The organism is Legionella pneumophila subsp. pascullei, from assembly GCF_900637585.1.
Lineage (GTDB): Bacteria > Pseudomonadota > Gammaproteobacteria > Legionellales > Legionellaceae > Legionella > Legionella pascullei.
Window position 1 is genome coordinate 2,280,089 of sequence record NZ_LR134380.1, and the last position, 18,233, is coordinate 2,298,321.

The window sequence follows — 18,233 nt, forward strand, 5'->3', positions numbered from 1 at the left end:
AATATTTTTTTATCAGGACTTATGAAAAATTCCAAGGTTGAGGCAAAAAATGTTTTTAATGAAGAGATTGAATGGGTGCGTAAGTACTGTGTATAACAAAGAGTCTCATCTTTTGATTAACCAGGATTAATATGAGTATTAGTCAGAATATAAAAAAAGTAAGAGAACTGATAACTCAGACAGAATTATCCAGTAATAGGCAACCAAACAGCGTCTTGTTATTGGCTGTTAGTAAAGAACAAAGTGCCGAATTAATTAGAGCGGCATTCGAACAAGGGATAAGGCACTTTGGAGAAAACTATTTTCAGGAAGCTCAAGAAAAAATATTGGCATTAAAAGATCTGCCTATCTGTTGGCATTTTATAGGGCCAATTCAAAGCAATAAAACCAAAGGAATAGCCAAATATTTTAATTGGGTCCATAGTATTGACCGAAATAAAACAGCCAAACTTCTTAGCCAGTTCAGATCTGAGCAACTACCACCGCTCAATGTCTGTTTACAAATTAATTTGACTGGAGAAACTACAAAATCAGGCATTCCTCCAGAACATGCCATCGACCTTGCTCTCGAAGTAAAGCAATTGCCTAATTTGCAACTAAGGGGACTGATGACAATCCCTCCTCAGCAAAACAACATGCAAACACAGTACAATTTATTCCTTAAACTCAATCAACTCAAGGAATCCATCAATAAGGCACTTCATTTAAAAATGGATACTTTATCAATGGGTATGAGTGATGATTTAGTCCCGGCGATTAAAGCAGGTTCTACCATCATTCGAATTGGACGAGCAATTTTTGGCGCACGAAAAGGTAAATTATGATTAACATCAGTTTTATTGGTTATGGGAATATGGCGAGAGCAATTGCCCGCAAATTACAAGATCAAAATAAATATTCTTTATCAGCTGCCTCACCTTCCTTACCTGCAGGTATTAATAAGGAAAACATTCATACTCATTATGATAATAAAGAAGTAGCCAGAAACGCCGACATTATCGTATTGGCTGTGAAACCCACACAAATGCGAGAGGTAATCAATGAAATTAACCCTTTTATCTCATCAGATTGTCTCCTAATCTCTGTTGCAGCGGGATTGACCATTAGCTGGTTTGCCAAATACTGTAAAACAGGACAAGCAGTCATTAGAACTATGCCTAATACCCCTGCTACAGTTGGATTTGCAGCAACATCAATGATAGCCAATCAATTTGTAAACGAGAAACAAAAAAAATGGGCAGAACAATTATTTTCAAGCATCGGTATTACTGATTGGGTTAAAGATGAAGAGGATATGGATACCATCACCGCCCTTTCTGGCAGTGGCCCTGCTTACATATTTTTATTTCTTGAAGCAATGATTAATGCAGCAGTTCAATTGGGCCTGGAAGAAAATGTTGCCAAACACTTTGCCATACAGACATTTGTAGGATCGCTTAAGTTAGCCCAACATAGCCAGTTGAATTTGACTGAACTGAGAAAAAAAGTAACCTCCCCTGGAGGAACAACAGCCGCAGCTCTGGAAATCCTGCATGGAGATTTGGATGAGCTCATTTATTCCGCTATGAAAGCAGCGAAACAAAAAGCTCATGAATTAGGAAAAGTTGAATAACTCTTTTGAGTTAAGAAAAATTCTGTCGCAAGAATCCCTCTATCGACTTCTTTTATTTTAATCTCAGTCAGGACTTACAAAAACCCAAGGTCAAGGCAAAAAATGTTTTTAATGAGGGAATTAAGATAAACTAATTGACTGAATTAAAAATATTTTTTAACAAAGATATTGGGGAGGTATCCTGTTAGTATTAATTCTTGAGTTATTCAAGCAAACAATCATTGTGGAACAACGTTTGCTCGCGTTATGATAGCAGATCAATAGACCTCTTGCATAAACTGATTATTTTGTTTTAAGGCAGGACGCAAACGTTTTGAGGAGCGGAGTTTACAAAGCAGTAAATGAGCACCATAGAAACGTTTCAACGCAGCAATAGAATGAAAGAGGCAGGTTACGCAAGGGTTCTAATAAACTGCTTAAGCAATTCATTTCTAAACCATTTGAATAAATCTCCTGGCTTTATAGGTGAATAAAATCTAAAGAGGTAAAACAATGGCTGGTTTAACTGCTGTAGGGTATTTTTTATTATCCTTATTATTTACTATCGTTATTTTCAGTTTATGGCTTAGAATTGCCATACGATTTTTCCGTATCAGTGCTATTAATCCATTCTCGCAATTGATCCATACCATTACTGATCCTCTAGTGAAACCCTTGCAATGGATTGTAAATAAACCACTGCAACCAGGGCAAAAATACGACTGGATAGCATTTTGTGCTTTAATTATAGTGGAATTGTTCAAAATAACTTCACTAAGTTTACTGATGTATCACGCAATCATTCCATTTCTCTTTATTTTCCTTTACATACTTGTGGATTTAATAATTCAACCTTGCGAGATATTATTCTTTGCTGTTTTGATTCGAGTGATAATGAGCTATATCAATCCCAAGTGGCAACATCCGCTTGCTGATTTCTTGCGCATAATAACAACGCCAATTTTACGACTAGGCAGAATGATAGTCCCAGACATTTCAGGTTTTGATTTCTCCCCATTTATTATCATGGTGATATTAAAAATAATTACCCTGTTTCTAAGCGCTTCTTTGCCCTGGAAATTATTATAAAAGCAAAAATAAACAAACAGAACTATACTATTAGTTGATACGGATTAATGGAAAAAGCTATGAAATCGATACTACTTATGAGTTTATTATTGCTACTTATGCCATTCCGTTTAATGAGCGCACAGTCTTTATATTGCCCACAGAATCATGGTTATATCAATATTGGTATGACTATGGAGCAAGTCATCGCTGCATGCGGGCAACCACTGAGTAAACAAGAGTCCAATCAGCCTATTCTGCAGAAAATCCCTGTGCAGCAACTTATTTATAACAATCTGGGCAACTCCGATGGCCTGTATTCAGGATCATTAAATGTACCTCAAGGTACCGCTTTTTATGGCGTGTGGAATATACCTACAGGTAGTAGTGGCGTGCAATTAGAAATCGATATTCTCAATAATAAAGTACAAGATATTCGAGTGAATGGCGGAAATACCAATGCCTTTTCTTTATGTGGTGATACCAGTATTCAAATCGGAGATCCCGCCACTAAGGTTTATGGAGCTTGCGGTAGTCCAAATCTGGTCAATAACACTTACATTAACCAAGTGGTTCCTACAGCCACAAAACCACAAGTCTGGATTTATAAGCCAGGCCAATATCAACCAGCCTTTTCCTTGACTTTTGTCGACGGCAAACTACAATCCATCGGAAATAATTGAGGAAGTATAACAAATGGCTGAAACCATAGATGATATAACAATTGCTTTTAACGAAAATGGAGTGGAAACAACAAGGGAACTCGATAAACAAATCCTATCCAAAGGAGCATGGACAACTATTATGTTTAAATACCAGGATTGGGATAACACAAAAAATGATTACGGTCCTGTAAAATATTCTATAAGGCGTTATCAGAAACGTAATAATCAATATTGGCAAAAATCCAAATTCAATATTTCGAGTACTGAACAAGCCAAAAAAATTGTTGAAATATTAAATAATTGGCTTGAGTAATATTCTCACATCTTTGTTAAAATTTAGTGCCTGTACGAATACAGGCATTTCAATTTGATGAGAGAAGGATCCAACGAGCAACCAGTAAATTGGTTCTGAATACTTCCCTCAGCAAACGCGCCACAAAACCGAGAATTACGTTTGATTTGATATCATAAATAACAACCCACGCCATCATATCCGATGACATGACATTCTTTATAAGCAGACTGATCCAATTCATAGCTTATCGAACCATAATAAGCATAAATCTTACCATCTTTGGTTTTTTCAACATGCGGATTCTGATAACTTATATCGGCTTCACAGCTTGCTTTCGTTTGAATCCAGGTCACTGTATTGTCATTAATGATATTTTTTCCAGGCTTCAACCTGTTCTTGCCGCATTCGTGTGTTGCCAGATCAGCCATTTTAGGGGCTGAGAATAATACATCATAACCATTCAATGCGACCTGCACAGCATTATCCGCATCCAATATCCCATGTCCACAAGGTTTTTTGCCGACGCAAGATTTATTGGCATCGTTGCTCTGCCCAAACTCATGCGTAGTAACATACAGTATCTGTTCTACTTGTTCAGGTTTTAAAGATTTATTACTGACGGCAAAAATTAAACCAGCTACCCCAGCTACATGTGGCGAAGCCATACTCGTCCCTTGATAAAAATCAAAACCGGATGAATTGTACCCACCTCCCGGGTTTACAGTAGATAAAATACCTCCCGCAGTACCATAACGCTTATCACCACCCGGTGCTGCAAGGGTTATACTGGGGCCATAGTTTGAAAAATAGGAACGCAACCCTTCTGGTCCAGTGGAGGCAACCTTGATCGTTCCATTACACACAGCTGGGGCATTATAGTGTTCCCAAACATTATCATTTCCGGCAGCAACAGCGACTACAGCTCCTTTTTTTCGAGCAAAGAACAAAGCCTCTTGTAAAGCCTCGTCACAATAATCGATTTCTTTTCCAGGCTCCAAATCGACACCAAAACTCATATTTAATACCTTGGCTGGATGTATATTTTTAGGAACTCCGGGAACATCGCCTCCAACAGACCAATAGATACTATTCACCACAGCACTTTCATAAAACATACCATTCTCAGCAGGAATTTTAACAGTCAGAATTTTTAAATCCTCACCAACTCCATTCATGATATCACCATACCCTGCAATGGTACCGGCAACGTGAGTGCCATGGTATGACCTGGTTTCATCGGATAAATCATTGTTATTCGCTGCAAAATTCCATCCAAATACATTGCCTTCATTATCTTTTACAAGGTTATTCACCAAACTGTCATTCAATGCAATCCCTGTATCTAAAACCGCAACAACTATCGGCTTCCTGGACTTTCCTGTGGTATATGCCCATGCGCCATCTCTTAAACCAGGTTTGGATTCCAAGCGAATTCCTGCTGGTCTTTCAAACTCATCCCATTGACTCTCATGGGATAGCAATTGACTTAATTCATGGTTTATTGCTGGATCAGGAAGAGGTTTAAAATGCCCTATTCTGTCTTTAACTGCATAAAGTACATTGGGATTTTTGCGCAAACGTTCCAAAACATTGGCTGTAACATCCTCTTCTTTAGCCTTAACAACAGCAGGCGCACTGGATACATCAAAAACAAGCGAATAAGCGCCATTAGCCATAGGCTTCATTTCTTTAACAGGTATTTGAATAGATTTAAAGATTTGTGATTTTAGTGAAGAAATGGCGACGGGTTGCTGTTTGTATTTAATAATAACCCTGATTGTTTCAGTTGCAGCAAAACTGCCACAAGCAAGTGATAAAAGACTTAATCCCAATATTCCTGATTTCAAACCCATACTTCAATCTCCTTTTTAAAGTCAATCAGTAGCCTTGACCAATTTTCAAAAATAAAAAACCAACTCAGTATGCAGGAGAATAAATATCAACTCAAGAATCAACAAGCGATGGGATTAAATTAAAATACAGCAATCATTGGATTTCATGTTTTTCCCTATATTCTGTGGGAGTGATTCCTGTCCATCGTTTGAATGCTTTTGAAAAATTGGATGTGTCTTGAAAACCCAATAAAAAACTGATCTCGGTCATGGAAATATTATTATTGAGCAAAAATGTCTTTGCCTTTTGTTCTCTTACCTCATCAAGCAACTCTTGATAAGTCACATGCAAGCGCTGCAAATGACGTCTTAGAGTACGAGAAGTCATGCATAATTGGCTGGCTATCTCATCCATGCTGACATGATTTAAATTCTGATTGATTAAAATAGATTTAATCTTGCTTGCCATATCCTCATTTAATGACATTTTTTTTTCAATTTCTTGTAATTGCTTTTTTGCCAGTTGATAACTGACATCGTCAGCAAAATGAATGGGATAATTCAGTTCCTCTGCTTTAAACCAAACACGAGTACTCTCTGTATTAAAAACAATTTCACACTGAAAAATTGTTTGATAATATTTTGCATAAGGAGGTTCATCATAATTCAACTCGATCTTGAGCATTGGATTATTACAACTAATCAAAAAATTTCTCATTTTAATAAGATGAGTAATGGCCAATTCGGTTATAAAGCGTGATAAAACCATTTCTTTTGTATGAGATAATAACTTGATGTAAGCATTGTTTTTATTATTAAACTGATGTAACTCCAGGGACAACAAACTGGTTCGTGTATTAAGGTAACTGAGCACAGTCTGTATAGCAGTACCAAATGTGGGACTGCTCATTGCCGCATACCCAAGAAAGCCATGATTGACTATGGATAAATTTTGACCAAAAATTAACCCCAATTCCGGACATTGGCTTAATTTATAAGCTTCTATAATAACATGGTTAAATTCATCCTGAGTTAAGTAGGCATTAGGATCATGTACTCTTATCAGATCAAATCCAATTTTTTCTAAAAAATGCTTAATCCCAAATTGCTCAAGACATTTTTCCAGAGTAGAAAGATAATTCGCTGCTATAACCAGATCCATCAACAGGCTTTTCTTTTTTAATAGAGAAATGAATTAATTCTAATCTATATTAGAGGATAAGATCCAATGATGTGAAGAAAAATTCAAGATTTAGTTGTCTAGGCTAAATCTTGAATCAAATTAGTTTAATAACGATAATGATCCGGCTTATAGGGCCCATTTTTATCTACACCTATATAATCAGCCTGTTCATTACTTAATTGAGTTAATTTTGCCCCAATACGCCCCAAATGCAAACGGGCTACTTTTTCATCCAAAACTTTTGGAAGTACATAGACTTGATTCTGGTATTGGCTGGAATTCTGGAACAGCTCTATCTGCGCCAATACTTGATTGGTAAAGGAAGCAGACATGACAAAGCTGGGATGGCCTGTAGCACAGCCTAAATTCACCAAACGCCCTTCAGCCAGAATAATGATACGCTTTCCATCAGGGAAAATTACATGATCAACCTGAGGTTTGATATTTTCCCATTGATACTGTTTTAAGCTTTGAATATCAATTTCCGAATCAAAATGACCTATATTGCACAATATCGCCTGATTACGCATACGTTTCATATGCTCATGAGTAACAACATGGTAATTACCAGTAGCTGTCACGACGATATCAACTTGCTCGGCAACATCGTCAAGAGTAACAACTCTGTAGCCTTCCATTGCCGCTTGAAGTGCACAAATAGGATCAATTTCTGCGACAAGTACTGTTGCTCCCTGTCCGCGCAAGGCCTGAGCACAGCCTTTCCCCACATCACCATAGCCTAGAATCAAAGCGACCTTGCCAGCTATCATAACATCTGTTGCACGTTTTAATCCATCCAACAGGGATTCCCTGCATCCATATAAATTATCAAATTTGGATTTGGTTACTGCATTATTCACATTAATGGCAGGAATTTTTAAATGACCATGCTTTGCCATTTCGTACAACCTGGCTACACCGGTAGTGGTTTCCTCGGATACCCCTTTAATTGCAGCTAGCAATTGGGGATATTTTTGGTGAACAACTTGTGTTAGATCCCCTCCATCATCTAATAATAAATTAGGTTTCCAACCATTGGGGCCGCTTAATGTTTGCTCAACACACCACCAATATTCATCTTCTGTTTCACCCTTCCAGGCAAATACTGGAATTCCTTTTGCGGCAATAGCTGAAGCCGCATGATCCTGAGTGGAAAAAATATTACAGGAAGACCAGCGCACTTCAGCACCCAATGCAACCAGGGTCTCAATCAATACCGCAGTTTGAATCGTCATATGCAAACAACCTGCAATACGAGCGCCTTGAAGTGGTTTTTTTGCGGAAAATTCCTCACGTAAAGCCATTAAACCCGGCATTTCGGTTTCAGCTATCGCTATCTCTTTTCTCCCCCATTCCGCTAATGAAATATCCGCTACTTTATAATCTTGTAATGTATTGATTTTTTGTACTCCTTCTTCTACCAGTTCCATTAGAGTATCCTTAAAAAATTATAATGCCTTGCTTAATTCAGCTACTTTGTTTAATCGCTCCCATGGAAAGTTCTCCCTACCATAGTGCCCATAAGTTGCTGTCTGTCTATAAATAGGACGAAGCAAATCGTGTTGATCAATAATTCCTTGCGGTGTTAAATCAAAATGGGTATGAATTAAATCAATTATTTCGCTGTTTTTTAGTCGCCCCGTACCAAAAGTCTCAACAAAAATAGAAGTAGGTTCAGCAACACCAATAGCATAGGAAATCTGTAATTCGCATTTATCGGCCAAACCAGCCGCCACAATGTTCTTGGCAACATGTCTTGCAGCATAAGCAGCGGAGCGGTCTACTTTTGAAGGATCTTTACCTGAAAAACAGCCACCACCATGCCTTGCCATACCACCATAAGTATCTACAATGATCTTACGACCAGTTAAGCCGCAATCACCCAAAGGACCACCTATTACGAAGCGTCCTGTCGGATTGATGAAGTATCGGGTCTTATCATTTAGCCATTCAGCGGGAAGAACTGGTTTAATAATCTCTTCACGGATCGCTTCAACCAAATCTTTATGCTCAATATCAGGAGAATGCTGTGTAGAAAAAACAACAGTATCCACTTCAACCGGCATCCCTTGTTCATATTTTAAAGTAAGCTGGCATTTTGCATCGGGTCTTAACCAAGGTAACTGGCCTGATTTACGCATAAAAGCTAATTTTTCCATTAAACGATGCGCATAGGCAATTGGAGCAGGCATAAATACATCCGTTTCACGGCTGGCATAACCAAACATGAGTCCCTGATCGCCGGCACCCAGAATTTTAGTTTGCTGATTATCTACTCCTTGAGCTATGTCTGGTGATTGCTTGCCAATCGCTGAAAGCACGGCACAGGATTCCCAATCAAAACCCATCTGAGAGCTATTGTATCCAATGTCCTTGATAACATGGCGTGTTATATCTTCAACATCTACCCAGGCTTTTGTTGTAATTTCTCCACCAACCAAAACCATACCGGTTTTAACCAATACCTCACAAGCCACTCGTGCTTTTGGATCTTGGGCTAAAATGGCATCTAAAATGGCATCTGAAATTTGATCGGCTATCTTATCAGGATGGCCCTCAGAAACAGATTCTGAGGTAAAAACATGGACTTCATTCATTACATACCCTCTGTATTTTCTATTTTTAGTATTTCTAATCCCTATCTCTTCTTAAAACCAAACAAGTGAGAGTCATTGTTTTGGTGAAACCATGTCATTTTACTAATCTTTAATGGCCATGGATAGCTTTTAGGAGCATTACATTTTGAGCAGGCTTAAAACAAGCCACCCTTATCAGAATGATAATTTTATCGCTAAAAACTTATTTCATGAGATTTACAAATTCATTAAATAAAATATCTATATCATGTGGTCCAGGGCTTGCCTCTGGATGACCTTGAAAACCAAATGCCGGTTTTGTTTTGTGTCTTATTCCTTGTAAACTGTTATCAAATAATGAGCGATGAGTTACTTCCAGGCAATTAGGCAACGAGTCCTCATCTACAGCAAAACCATGATTCTGACTTGTTATAAAAACGCGTTTTTTACCAGTTGTTTCAATCACAGGGTGATTGGAACCGTGATGACCAAATTTCATTTTTTTAGTGATGCCACCACATGCCAAAGCTAAAATCTGAAATCCAAGGCATATGCCAAATAACGGAATATTATTGTCTAAAAATACTTGCGTTGCTTTGATAGCATAATCACATGCCTGGGGATCACCTGGCCCATTAGATAAAAAGACACCATTAGGATTCATTGCTAAAACTTCTTCTGCTGAAGTTTTAGCAGGGACTATAGTAATATGACATCCCTTATCATGTAAGATGCGCAAAATATTGTGTTTCACACCAAAATCGTAGGCAACGACATGAAGCTGTTGAGGCTGCTTGCTTAGACTCCACTCTCCTTGGCCTTCATGCCAACGCTCTGTCGTTTGTCTTGTAACCTCTAATGCCAAATCCGCACCCTGAAGCCCCGCAAACGATTTAGCCTTTGCCAAAGCAATTTCAGGTTTCTCCACATTGGTACTAATACATGCTCCGATGGCACCTTTCTCACGCAATTTCAAAGTAAGCGCGCGCGTATCAATGCCAGAAATTGCAACGACTCCATTTTTGTTTAACCAGTCAGGGAAGGATTGTTCCGCTCTGTAGTTACTAGGAATAGCGGTACAGCTTCTCATGACCAAGCCGGCCGCCCATACTTTTGTGGACTCCATATCCTCCATGTTGCAACCTGTATTTCCCACATGAGCGGTAGTTAAGGTAATTATTTGTCTGGCATACGAAGGGTCAGTAAGCATTTCCTGATAGCCCGTCATTGACGTGTTAAAAACCAACTCACCAACAGAATCACCAGTGGCCCCTACTGACAGGCCCTCAAAAACAGTGCCATCAGCTAAAGCTAAAATTGCTGATTTATTAATCATGAAGAATATACTCAATTATGTTCAATGTATGCTTATCCAGCGTAAAATAAGCAATCCATGCTGAAAACGACAAATCTTCCAATTGTAACTTAATTAAGTCAAAATTTCATGTCTTCAAAAAATTTTTTCACGCCAGCAAACCAAGAACTTGTCTTAGGTGAATGCGTTCCCTTAGCATTCTCTAAAGAATCCTGTAGCTTGTTTAACAGTTCCTTTTGCTCTCGTGATAAATTGACTGGTGTTTCTACAACTACTTTACATAGTAGATCACCTTGTCCATATCCTCTGACAGATTTCATCCCTTTACTTCTCAAACGAAATACTTTACCTGTTTGAGTTTCTGCAGGGATCTTTAAAGTAACTCGGCCTTCCAAAGTGGGCACCTCTATTGAACCTCCTAATGCCGCAGTTGCAAAACCAATAGGTACTTCACAATGCAAATCATTTTCATGGCGCTCAAAAATAGCATGCTTTTTCAAACTAATCTGAACATATAAATCTCCTGAACCACCGCCATGCACCCCGGCTTCACCCTCTCCACTTAACCTAACCCTATCTCCATTATCAACACCAGCCGGGATTTTAACATTTATTTTTTTACTTTCTCTCACTCTTCCTTGACCATGACAACTGACACAGGGATCAGAAATTATTTTTCCCTCACCATGACAACTGGGACAGGTTTGTTGTATAGAAAAAAAACCTTGTTGAATTCTGACTTGCCCCATACCTTGGCAAGTTTCACAAGTTTTTGGGCTAGTGCCTTTTTTAGCCCCCGATCCCTCACAAACAGTACAGGTACCATGTCGTGGAACGGTAATTTCCACTTCTTTGCCAATAGCTGCTTCTTCAAGAGTCAATTGCACATTAAATTGCAAATCAGCGCCCCTTTGACCACGCGATTGACGCCCATGTCCCCGTCCCCCTGAGAAAATATTCTCAAAAATATCCTCAAAAACGTCACCAAATCCTCCAAATCCGCCAAAACCACCTGGCCCCCCACCCATTGAAGGATCCACTCCAGCATGACCAAATTGATCATAAGCAGCCCGTTTTTGCTTATCGGATAGGATATTATAGGCTTTTTGAATTTCTTTAAATTTTTCTTCTGCAGAGGCATCACCTGGATTCCGATCGGGATGATATTTCATTGCCAGCCTGCGGTATGCTTTTTTAATTTCAGCATCACTCGCATTTCGACTTACTTCTAAAAGTTCATAATAATCCCGCTGTTCCATAACTGCTCACAATTTTATAACTATCACTTAATTTCAGTCATCTAAAGTAACATTAAGACACCAAGATAATTAAGTGTTATTCAATAGACAAACGGGACGATAAAATCGCCCCGACCCAAAATTTATTTATCATAACCTAATGAACCCTTCTTCCACCCTCTTAAATCAGAGGGCGAGGGTAACATTAATTACTTTTTATCCTCTTCTTTCACTTCTTCAAACTCAGCATCAACGACTCCTTCTTCCTCAGGTTTTGTAGATTCCTGAGATTGAGTTTGCCCCTGAGCTGCCTGACCTTCAGATGATTTTTTAGCATAAATACGTTCAGCCATTTTTGCGGAAGCATCAGTCAATACTTTCAGCTTGTCTTCGATTCGAGCTTTGTCAGTTCCTTGCACCGCTTCTTTCAATTCAGAAATTGCTGTTTCTATGCCTTTTTTCTCATCCTCAGACAAATCATTAGCCAAATCTTTCATTGATTTTTCACAGCTATGAATCAAACTGTCTGCCTGATTACGAAGTTCTGCCATTTCCTTGAATTTCTTATCTTCTTCGGCATGCGCTTGGGCATCTTTCACCATAGCAGCGACTTCTTCTTCACTTAAACCACTGGAAGCTTTGATAACAATGGATTGTGCCTTGCCAGTTGCCTTGTCTTTGGCAGAAACATTCAAGATACCATTGGCATCAATATCAAAAGTCACTTCAATTTGAGGAACACCACGAGGAGCAGGAGGAATATCACGCAAATCAAACCGTCCTAGTGATTTGTTTGCTGAAGCCTGTTCCCTTTCACCTTGTAATACATGCACAGTCACTGCTGTTTGATTATCATCGGCTGTTGAAAATACTTGAGTTGCCTTTGTAGGAATAGTTGTATTTTTTTCAATGAGTTTGGTCATTACACCACCCATGGTTTCTATACCAAGAGACAGCGGAGTAACGTCGAGTAAAAGAATATCTTTAACCTCACCAGACAATACTGCTGCTTGAATCGCAGCACCTACTGCTACGGCTTCATCAGGGTTTACGTCCTTACGAGGTTCTTTGCCAAAGAACTCCTCAACAGTTTTTTGTACCAGTGGCATACGAGTTTGACCACCTACCAGAATAACTTCATTAATTTGAGATACAGTAAGTCCAGCGTCTTTTAAAGCTATTTTGCATGGCTCAACGGTTCGCTCAACCAGTTTTTCTACCAAGGACTCCAGTTTTGCGCGAGTCAACTTGATATTTAAATGTTTTGGTCCGGAAGCATCTGCTGTAATGTAAGGCAAATTGACATCAGTTTGTTGTGCGGATGACAATTCAATTTTTGCTTTCTCAGCAGCCTCTTTCAAGCGTTGCAAAGCCAAAGGATCATTATGTAAATCAATACCAGTGTCTTTTTTGAATTCAGAGGCCAAATACTCAATCAAAGCCAAATCAAAATCTTCTCCACCAAGGAAGGTATCACCATTGGTCGCAAGTACTTCAAATTGGTGTTCTCCATCCACTTCGGCAATTTCGATAATTGAAATGTCAAAAGTACCCCCACCTAAATCATATACTGCGATAACAGAATCACCGCGTTTTTTATCCATACCATAAGCCAGTGCGGCAGCGGTCGGCTCATTAATGATTCGTTTCACTTCCAAACCAGCGATACGACCAGCGTCTTTGGTTGCTTGGCGTTGGGAATCGTTGAAATAGGCAGGTACAGTAATTACTGCTTCTTTTACTTCTTCACCCAAATAATCTTCTGCCGTTTTTTTCATTTTTCTTAACACTTCAGCAGAAATTTGTGGTGGTGCCTTATCTTGATCTTTGACTCTAACCCAGGCATCACCATTGTCCGCTTTAATAATTTTGTAGGGGACCATCTTAATATCTTTTTGCACGATAGGATCATCAAATCGACGCCCTATTAATCGTTTAATCGCGAACAGCGTTTTTTCTGGGTTGGTCACGGATTGGCGTTTAGCAGATTGGCCTACTAATATTTCATTATCATCAGTAAATGCTACGATAGAAGGAGTTGTTCTGTGACCTTCACTATTTTCAATTACCTTCGGTTTGTCACCTTCCATGACAGCAACACAAGAGTTGGTAGTACCCAAGTCTATACCTATAATTTTAGCCATTCTATTTTGCTCCAAATTAATATTTTCTCATGCAATACTCCACATATGGGGTGTATCATGACAATTTCAAGCCATAACCCTAAAAAAAGCGGAATATATTGCACCTAAAATTTGTTCTAAAAATACCTCGACTTAAACACCAAATTATTTGGTTGAAACTATAACTCGAGCTGGTCGAATTACCCGATCACTCAATTTATAACCTTTTTGGAATACCGTAATTACAGAATTGGGAGGAGCTCCTGGGGCTGGTTGCATTGACATAGCCTCATGTTGTTGGGGGTCAAATACCTGCCCTAGAGGATCTATTTGTTCCACATCAAATTTTTGTAATGCATCAAGAAAGAGTTTCATAGTTAACTCAAGCCCTTCATGCATAGCTGGATCACTATTCTTGTCTGCTAATTGCAATGCTTGCTCAAGGCTGTCAACTACTGGTAATAAAGCTGAAATCAGTTTTTCTACACCGTATTTATGGGCATTGGCAACTTCTCGTTCCATCCGACGACGAACGTTCTCCAATTCAGCAAGAGCACGTACAGACTTTTCCCAATTCTCATGTGCCTTTTGCTCCGCAAGCGTCAATTGCTCTTCCAGGGCGGCATAGCTCGGATGCCCTAAAGCAGGTTCTTGATGTTGTGATTCTTCATCAGTTTCTTCTTCCAGAATCTCGTTCTCTAACTTGTGCTCTTCTTTATGTTCGTCTTTAAATTTTTTCCAATCTTTTTTATTTTGTTTACTCATCAAAATCGCTCCTGACTAATTCAAACATTACAAATGGGGATTACATTTGGATTTTTCAAGCCCCTAATGAAGATTTAAAATCCAGATTTAAGACTCATGGCATTAACTAATTGAAACTTTTCAAATCATGGCTTGCAGTAATTGTCCATTTATTCCATACTTAGGTAATTAAAAAATCTGTGCTAATTCTCATTTCGGTAAGAGAATCAAAGTGTTTAAAGTCCTTTGATTTAAATAAAATCCAGATGACGACTAAAGCAAAAATAACTTGGGTAGATTATGCAAGAATGGTCGCCAATCACATGGCAGCAATATTCCTATTTGCAGGCAGCGTCATACGCTGATCAAGAGCAATTAAATAAGGTAGTAGAACAATTAAGTTTGCTACCCCCTTTGGTCACGAGTGGTGAAATCAAAAATCTGAAAAACGAAATTGCACATGCTGGCAGAGGTGATGCTTTTATTCTGCAAGGTGGTGATTGTGCTGAATCCTTCAATGACTGTCGTTCAGAAGTCATAAGTAACAAATTAAAAATTATCTTGCAAATGAGCTTAATTTTGCTATACGGATTACGCAAGCCAATTATTCGTATCGGAAGAATAGCTGGACAATATGCAAAACCACGCTCTTCAGATTATGAAACCATAAATGGAGTGACCTTACCCAGTTATCGCGGAGATATCGTTAATTCACCAGAATTTACCGCTGCTGCCAGGGAGCCTAATCCTAAATTATTGCTTCAGGCATACAGTTGTTCTGCTATGACATTAAATTTTATTCGAGCGCTGTTGGACGGGGGGTTTGCTGACCTGCATCACCCTCAACGCTGGGATTTGGGTTTTGTTCAACACTCTCCTCAGAAGAACGAATACCAACACATTGTAGATTCTATTGAAGACGCCCTGGATTTTTTGAATGCCATAGATGGGATACGCTCTAGCAGTATAAGTAAAGTCGATTTTTACACCTCACATGAGGCTTTGCATTTACATTATGAGCAAGCCTTAACAAGACAGTTGAAAGATGGAAAATGGTACAACCTTTCAACTCATTTACCCTGGATTGGAATGCGTACGGCACAAATTGACAGCGCGCATCTTGAGTTTCTAAGAGGGGTGCAAAATCCAATAGGCATTAAGATAGGCCCGGCAGCTACTCCTGAATGGTTGTCAGAAGTGCTACACATCGCCAATCCGCAAAAAGAAGAAGGGCGAATTTTACTTTATACCCGCTTGGGAGCCAAGCTTATAGACCGGTTGTTGCCTCCACTTATTGAAGCAGTAAAGAAAACCAAAATTCCTGTTACATGGTCATGTGACCCTATGCATGGGAATACTGAAACAACTGATGATGGAACTAAAACTCGTCATTTTGACAATATCTTATCTGAATTAAAACAAGCTTTGGAAATTCATCGCAACATGGGCAGTTACCTGGGAGGCGTCCATTTTGAATTAACCGGCGACAATGTAACAGAATGTATCGGTGGGGCTCGTGGTTTAGCTCCTCATGACCTTAAAACAGCCTATCACAGCCTGGTTGATCCAAGATTAAACTATGAACAATCACTGGAAATGGCTATCCAACTAAGTCATCAATTCAGAAATGAACCTTAATGAAACTCATAACGTCTTGAATGAAGGCCAGTATCTACGCCAAAAGCCGATCGTCTGTAACTGTTCACGGGGTATGTAATTAAGGAATATTAAGTCCAATGTCTTTACAGCAAAGGCGGGAATCTATCCATAAAGTTAGTACATAAGTTGTTTTTTAGTTGGATTCCCGCCTTTGCGGGAAAGACAACTCAAATAAATAGGCTTATAAACAGAAAAATCTGCATACCCGGTGTACAGTTACGATTGTCTTATTCTTGAGGCATTTCACTATTTTAAAACAATGATTTGCCTCGCACAGGCTATAAATGATATTGAGGACTTATTTCATGCACCGCCTCAATCATTATTGCAACATTATCAGGGGGTACGTCTGGAGTGATGCCATGGCCCAAATTAAAGATATGCCCTGTTCCATATCCATAGGATGCCAATACACTCCTTACTTCTCGGCGTATACAATCTTTTGTAGTTCGTAAAACAGCAGGATCCAGATTTCCTTGCAAAGCAACCTTTCCACCTACTTTTTGGCGGGCAGAAGCCAATTCACAAGTCCAATCAACTCCTAATGCGTCACAGCCAGTCTCAACCATCCATTCTAACCATTGTCCACCATTCTTGGTAAATAAAATTACCGGGATATCGGGGTATTCCTTTTTCAATTGCTGAACAATTTGATACATGTATGCCAAAGAAAAATCCTTATAATTTTGTGGAGTTAAAACCCCTCCCCACGTATCAAAGATCATAACCGCATTAACCCCCGCCTTTATTTGTTCAATTAAATAGGCAGTGACAGAGACAGCCAGTTTATTCAATAACAGATGAGCCGCTTCTTTTTCTGTGTATATCAAATTCAAAATTCGTTTAAAATCTCTACTGCTACCCCCTTCTACCATATAACACGCTAAAGTCCATGGGCTACCTGAAAAACCAATCAAGGGCAATTCTTTAGGCATCTCTTGTCGGATTAAGCGCACCGCATCAAAGACATAGGATAAGGCTTCAGGAATAAAGGGAACCTTCAGTGCATGAATTGCTTTGACTTCTTGCAGAGGATTTGTAAAACAAGGCCCTTCCCCTTCAGCAAAATAAAGCCCTAATCCCATGGCATCAGGTATCGTTAAAATATCTGAAAATAAAATAGCGGCATCCAATGGATATCGACGCAAAGGCTGCAAGGTTACTTCACAGGCGAGTTCAGGATTCTTACAAAGAGTTAAAAAATCTCCGGCATGTTCTCTTACTTTTCTGTATTCAGGCAAATAGCGGCCTGCCTGGCGCATAATCCAGATTGGAGTTCTCTCGACAGCTTGTCGTCTCAAGGCTCGAAGAAAAAGGGATTGGTTCAAATCAAACATCATTTAATCACTATCACAATAAAAAGTGTTTATAGTATCATGTTAAGGTAATCAATACAGTGGTATAAATAGCCATCGATGCTTAACAATATAAACAGGACGTACGAAATACCCCAAGGTCAAGGCAAAAAATGTTGTTAATGAGGGAGTTTAGATAAACTAAACGACCGAACTAAAAACATTTTTAGCAAAGAGATTGGGGACTTTCCGTAAGCCTTGATAAATTATTAATGGATATTAAATGGATACTTTAAATATTACAGCGCTCAGTGTCGAAACAAAAATCGGTGTTTATGGGTGGGAGCAACGTATTAATCAACGACTATTAATTGACATATCCATTCCATTTGACTTTAAAGATTGCAAGGATAATTTGTCTAATACCCTGGATTACGCTGATCTATGCCAAACGGTGACACAATTCGTAGAATCAACTTCGTTTCAATTAATTGAAACCGTAGGAGAACAAATTGCCGAATTAATCAAGCAAAAGTATCCAGTTAGCGAAGTCACCGTCGCTGTCACCAAAACACATGCTGTAAAAAACGCAGCGGGAATTCAAGTGGTTGTTAACCGATAATCTGTAAAAAGCAATCTCCTTTGATTC

Annotated in this window: 16 protein-coding genes; 7 read left to right on the forward strand and 9 right to left on the reverse strand. The window is 38.9% G+C overall.

Annotation, left to right across the window (positions count from 1 at the left end; genetic code table 11):
* The first annotated feature begins 131 nt into the window (after positions 1-131).
* The 5 genes from EL201_RS10345 to EL201_RS10365 all read left to right on the forward strand — a co-directional run bounded on the left by EL201_RS10345 (position 132) and on the right by EL201_RS10365 (position 3,637).
* Positions 132-824, forward strand: coding sequence for a YggS family pyridoxal phosphate-dependent enzyme (locus tag EL201_RS10345; protein WP_027222190.1), 693 nt, complete (start codon positions 132-134; stop codon positions 822-824).
* Positions 824-1,612, forward strand: coding sequence for a pyrroline-5-carboxylate reductase (proC, locus tag EL201_RS10350; RefSeq protein ID WP_027222191.1), 789 nt, complete (start codon positions 824-826; stop codon positions 1,610-1,612). Before EL201_RS10345 ends, proC begins: the two co-directional genes overlap by 1 nt.
* 492 nt (positions 1,613-2,104) lie before the next feature.
* A complete protein-coding gene (locus tag EL201_RS10355) occupies positions 2,105-2,680 on the forward strand; it encodes a YggT family protein (RefSeq protein ID WP_027222192.1) in 576 nt (191 codons plus the stop codon).
* A 59-nt stretch (positions 2,681-2,739) separates the two neighbouring features.
* Positions 2,740-3,342, forward strand: coding sequence for a DUF2845 domain-containing protein (locus tag EL201_RS10360; RefSeq protein ID WP_027222193.1), 603 nt, complete (start codon positions 2,740-2,742; stop codon positions 3,340-3,342).
* Positions 3,343-3,355: 13 nt separating this feature from the next.
* Positions 3,356-3,637, forward strand: a complete 282-nt coding sequence (locus EL201_RS10365; protein ID WP_027222194.1) for a hypothetical protein — start codon at positions 3,356-3,358, stop codon at positions 3,635-3,637.
* Positions 3,638-3,789: 152 nt separating this feature from the next.
* On the opposite strand, the gene EL201_RS10370 is transcribed toward EL201_RS10365, so the two are convergent.
* The 8 genes from EL201_RS10370 to grpE all read right to left on the reverse strand — a co-directional run bounded on the left by EL201_RS10370 (position 3,790) and on the right by grpE (position 14,651).
* Complete coding sequence (locus EL201_RS10370) at positions 3,790-5,472, reverse strand: S8 family serine peptidase (protein WP_027222195.1); 1,683 nt, start codon at positions 5,470-5,472, stop codon at positions 3,790-3,792.
* Positions 5,473-5,605: 133 nt separating this feature from the next.
* Positions 5,606-6,613 carry an AraC family transcriptional regulator gene (locus tag EL201_RS10375; protein WP_027222196.1) on the reverse strand — a complete coding sequence of 336 codons (1,008 nt, stop codon included), beginning with the start codon at positions 6,611-6,613 and terminating at the stop codon, positions 5,606-5,608.
* Positions 6,614-6,738: 125 nt separating this feature from the next.
* The gene (gene ahcY, locus EL201_RS10380; protein WP_027222197.1) at positions 6,739-8,064 is read right to left on the reverse strand and encodes an adenosylhomocysteinase; all 1,326 of its coding nucleotides are present in this window, start codon (positions 8,062-8,064) and stop codon (positions 6,739-6,741) included.
* Between the two features lie 18 nt (positions 8,065-8,082).
* Positions 8,083-9,231, reverse strand: a complete 1,149-nt coding sequence (gene metK, locus EL201_RS10385; protein ID WP_027222198.1) for a methionine adenosyltransferase — start codon at positions 9,229-9,231, stop codon at positions 8,083-8,085.
* Positions 9,232-9,433: 202 nt separating this feature from the next.
* Positions 9,434-10,546, reverse strand: a complete 1,113-nt coding sequence (gene carA / locus EL201_RS10390; RefSeq protein WP_027222199.1) for a glutamine-hydrolyzing carbamoyl-phosphate synthase small subunit — start codon at positions 10,544-10,546, stop codon at positions 9,434-9,436.
* A gap of 98 nt (positions 10,547-10,644) precedes the next feature.
* The gene (gene dnaJ, locus EL201_RS10395; protein WP_027222200.1) at positions 10,645-11,784 is read right to left on the reverse strand and encodes a molecular chaperone DnaJ; all 1,140 of its coding nucleotides are present in this window, start codon (positions 11,782-11,784) and stop codon (positions 10,645-10,647) included.
* 188 nt (positions 11,785-11,972) lie between these two features.
* On the reverse strand, positions 11,973-13,907 hold the full coding sequence (gene dnaK / locus EL201_RS10400; protein WP_027222201.1) for a molecular chaperone DnaK: 1,935 nt from the start codon (positions 13,905-13,907) through the stop codon (positions 11,973-11,975).
* Positions 13,908-14,051: 144 nt separating this feature from the next.
* On the reverse strand, positions 14,052-14,651 hold the full coding sequence (grpE, locus tag EL201_RS10405; RefSeq protein ID WP_027222202.1) for a nucleotide exchange factor GrpE: 600 nt from the start codon (positions 14,649-14,651) through the stop codon (positions 14,052-14,054).
* 279 nt (positions 14,652-14,930) lie between these two features.
* Between grpE and EL201_RS10410 the strand changes: the two genes are divergently transcribed.
* A complete protein-coding gene (locus EL201_RS10410; protein WP_027222203.1) occupies positions 14,931-16,268 on the forward strand; it encodes a 3-deoxy-7-phosphoheptulonate synthase class II in 1,338 nt (445 codons plus the stop codon).
* A gap of 299 nt (positions 16,269-16,567) precedes the next feature.
* Here EL201_RS10410 and hemE read toward each other — a convergent pair whose 3' ends face one another.
* Complete coding sequence (gene hemE / locus EL201_RS10415) at positions 16,568-17,626, reverse strand: uroporphyrinogen decarboxylase (protein ID WP_027222204.1); 1,059 nt, start codon at positions 17,624-17,626, stop codon at positions 16,568-16,570.
* A gap of 241 nt (positions 17,627-17,867) precedes the next feature.
* On the opposite strand from hemE, the gene folB reads away from it, so the two are divergent.
* Complete coding sequence (folB, locus tag EL201_RS10420) at positions 17,868-18,206, forward strand: dihydroneopterin aldolase (protein WP_027222205.1); 339 nt, start codon at positions 17,868-17,870, stop codon at positions 18,204-18,206.
* The last annotated feature ends 27 nt before the right edge of the window (positions 18,207-18,233 follow it).

What these genes read in the sequence shown, in the direction of transcription:
- EL201_RS10345 (WP_027222190.1), top strand. Translation starts at nt 132, where the DNA reads ATGAGTATTAGTCAGAATATAAAAAAAGTAAGAGAACTGATAACTCAG.
- EL201_RS10355 (WP_027222192.1), top strand. Translation starts at nt 2,105, where the DNA reads ATGGCTGGTTTAACTGCTGTAGGGTATTTTTTATTATCCTTATTATTT.
- EL201_RS10360 (WP_027222193.1), top strand. Translation starts at nt 2,740, where the DNA reads ATGAAATCGATACTACTTATGAGTTTATTATTGCTACTTATGCCATTC.
- EL201_RS10365 (WP_027222194.1), top strand. Translation starts at nt 3,356, where the DNA reads ATGGCTGAAACCATAGATGATATAACAATTGCTTTTAACGAAAATGGA.
- EL201_RS10370 (WP_027222195.1), bottom strand. Translation starts at nt 5,472, where the DNA reads ATGGGTTTGAAATCAGGAATATTGGGATTAAGTCTTTTATCACTTGCT.
- EL201_RS10375 (WP_027222196.1), bottom strand. Translation starts at nt 6,613, where the DNA reads ATGGATCTGGTTATAGCAGCGAATTATCTTTCTACTCTGGAAAAATGT.
- ahcY (WP_027222197.1), bottom strand. Translation starts at nt 8,064, where the DNA reads ATGGAACTGGTAGAAGAAGGAGTACAAAAAATCAATACATTACAAGAT.
- metK (WP_027222198.1), bottom strand. Translation starts at nt 9,231, where the DNA reads ATGAATGAAGTCCATGTTTTTACCTCAGAATCTGTTTCTGAGGGCCAT.
- carA (WP_027222199.1), bottom strand. Translation starts at nt 10,546, where the DNA reads ATGATTAATAAATCAGCAATTTTAGCTTTAGCTGATGGCACTGTTTTT.
- dnaJ (WP_027222200.1), bottom strand. Translation starts at nt 11,784, where the DNA reads ATGGAACAGCGGGATTATTATGAACTTTTAGAAGTAAGTCGAAATGCG.
- dnaK (WP_027222201.1), bottom strand. Translation starts at nt 13,907, where the DNA reads ATGGCTAAAATTATAGGTATAGACTTGGGTACTACCAACTCTTGTGTT.
- grpE (WP_027222202.1), bottom strand. Translation starts at nt 14,651, where the DNA reads ATGAGTAAACAAAATAAAAAAGATTGGAAAAAATTTAAAGACGAACAT.
- EL201_RS10410 (WP_027222203.1), top strand. Translation starts at nt 14,931, where the DNA reads ATGCAAGAATGGTCGCCAATCACATGGCAGCAATATTCCTATTTGCAG.
- hemE (WP_027222204.1), bottom strand. Translation starts at nt 17,626, where the DNA reads ATGTTTGATTTGAACCAATCCCTTTTTCTTCGAGCCTTGAGACGACAA.
- folB (WP_027222205.1), top strand. Translation starts at nt 17,868, where the DNA reads ATGGATACTTTAAATATTACAGCGCTCAGTGTCGAAACAAAAATCGGT.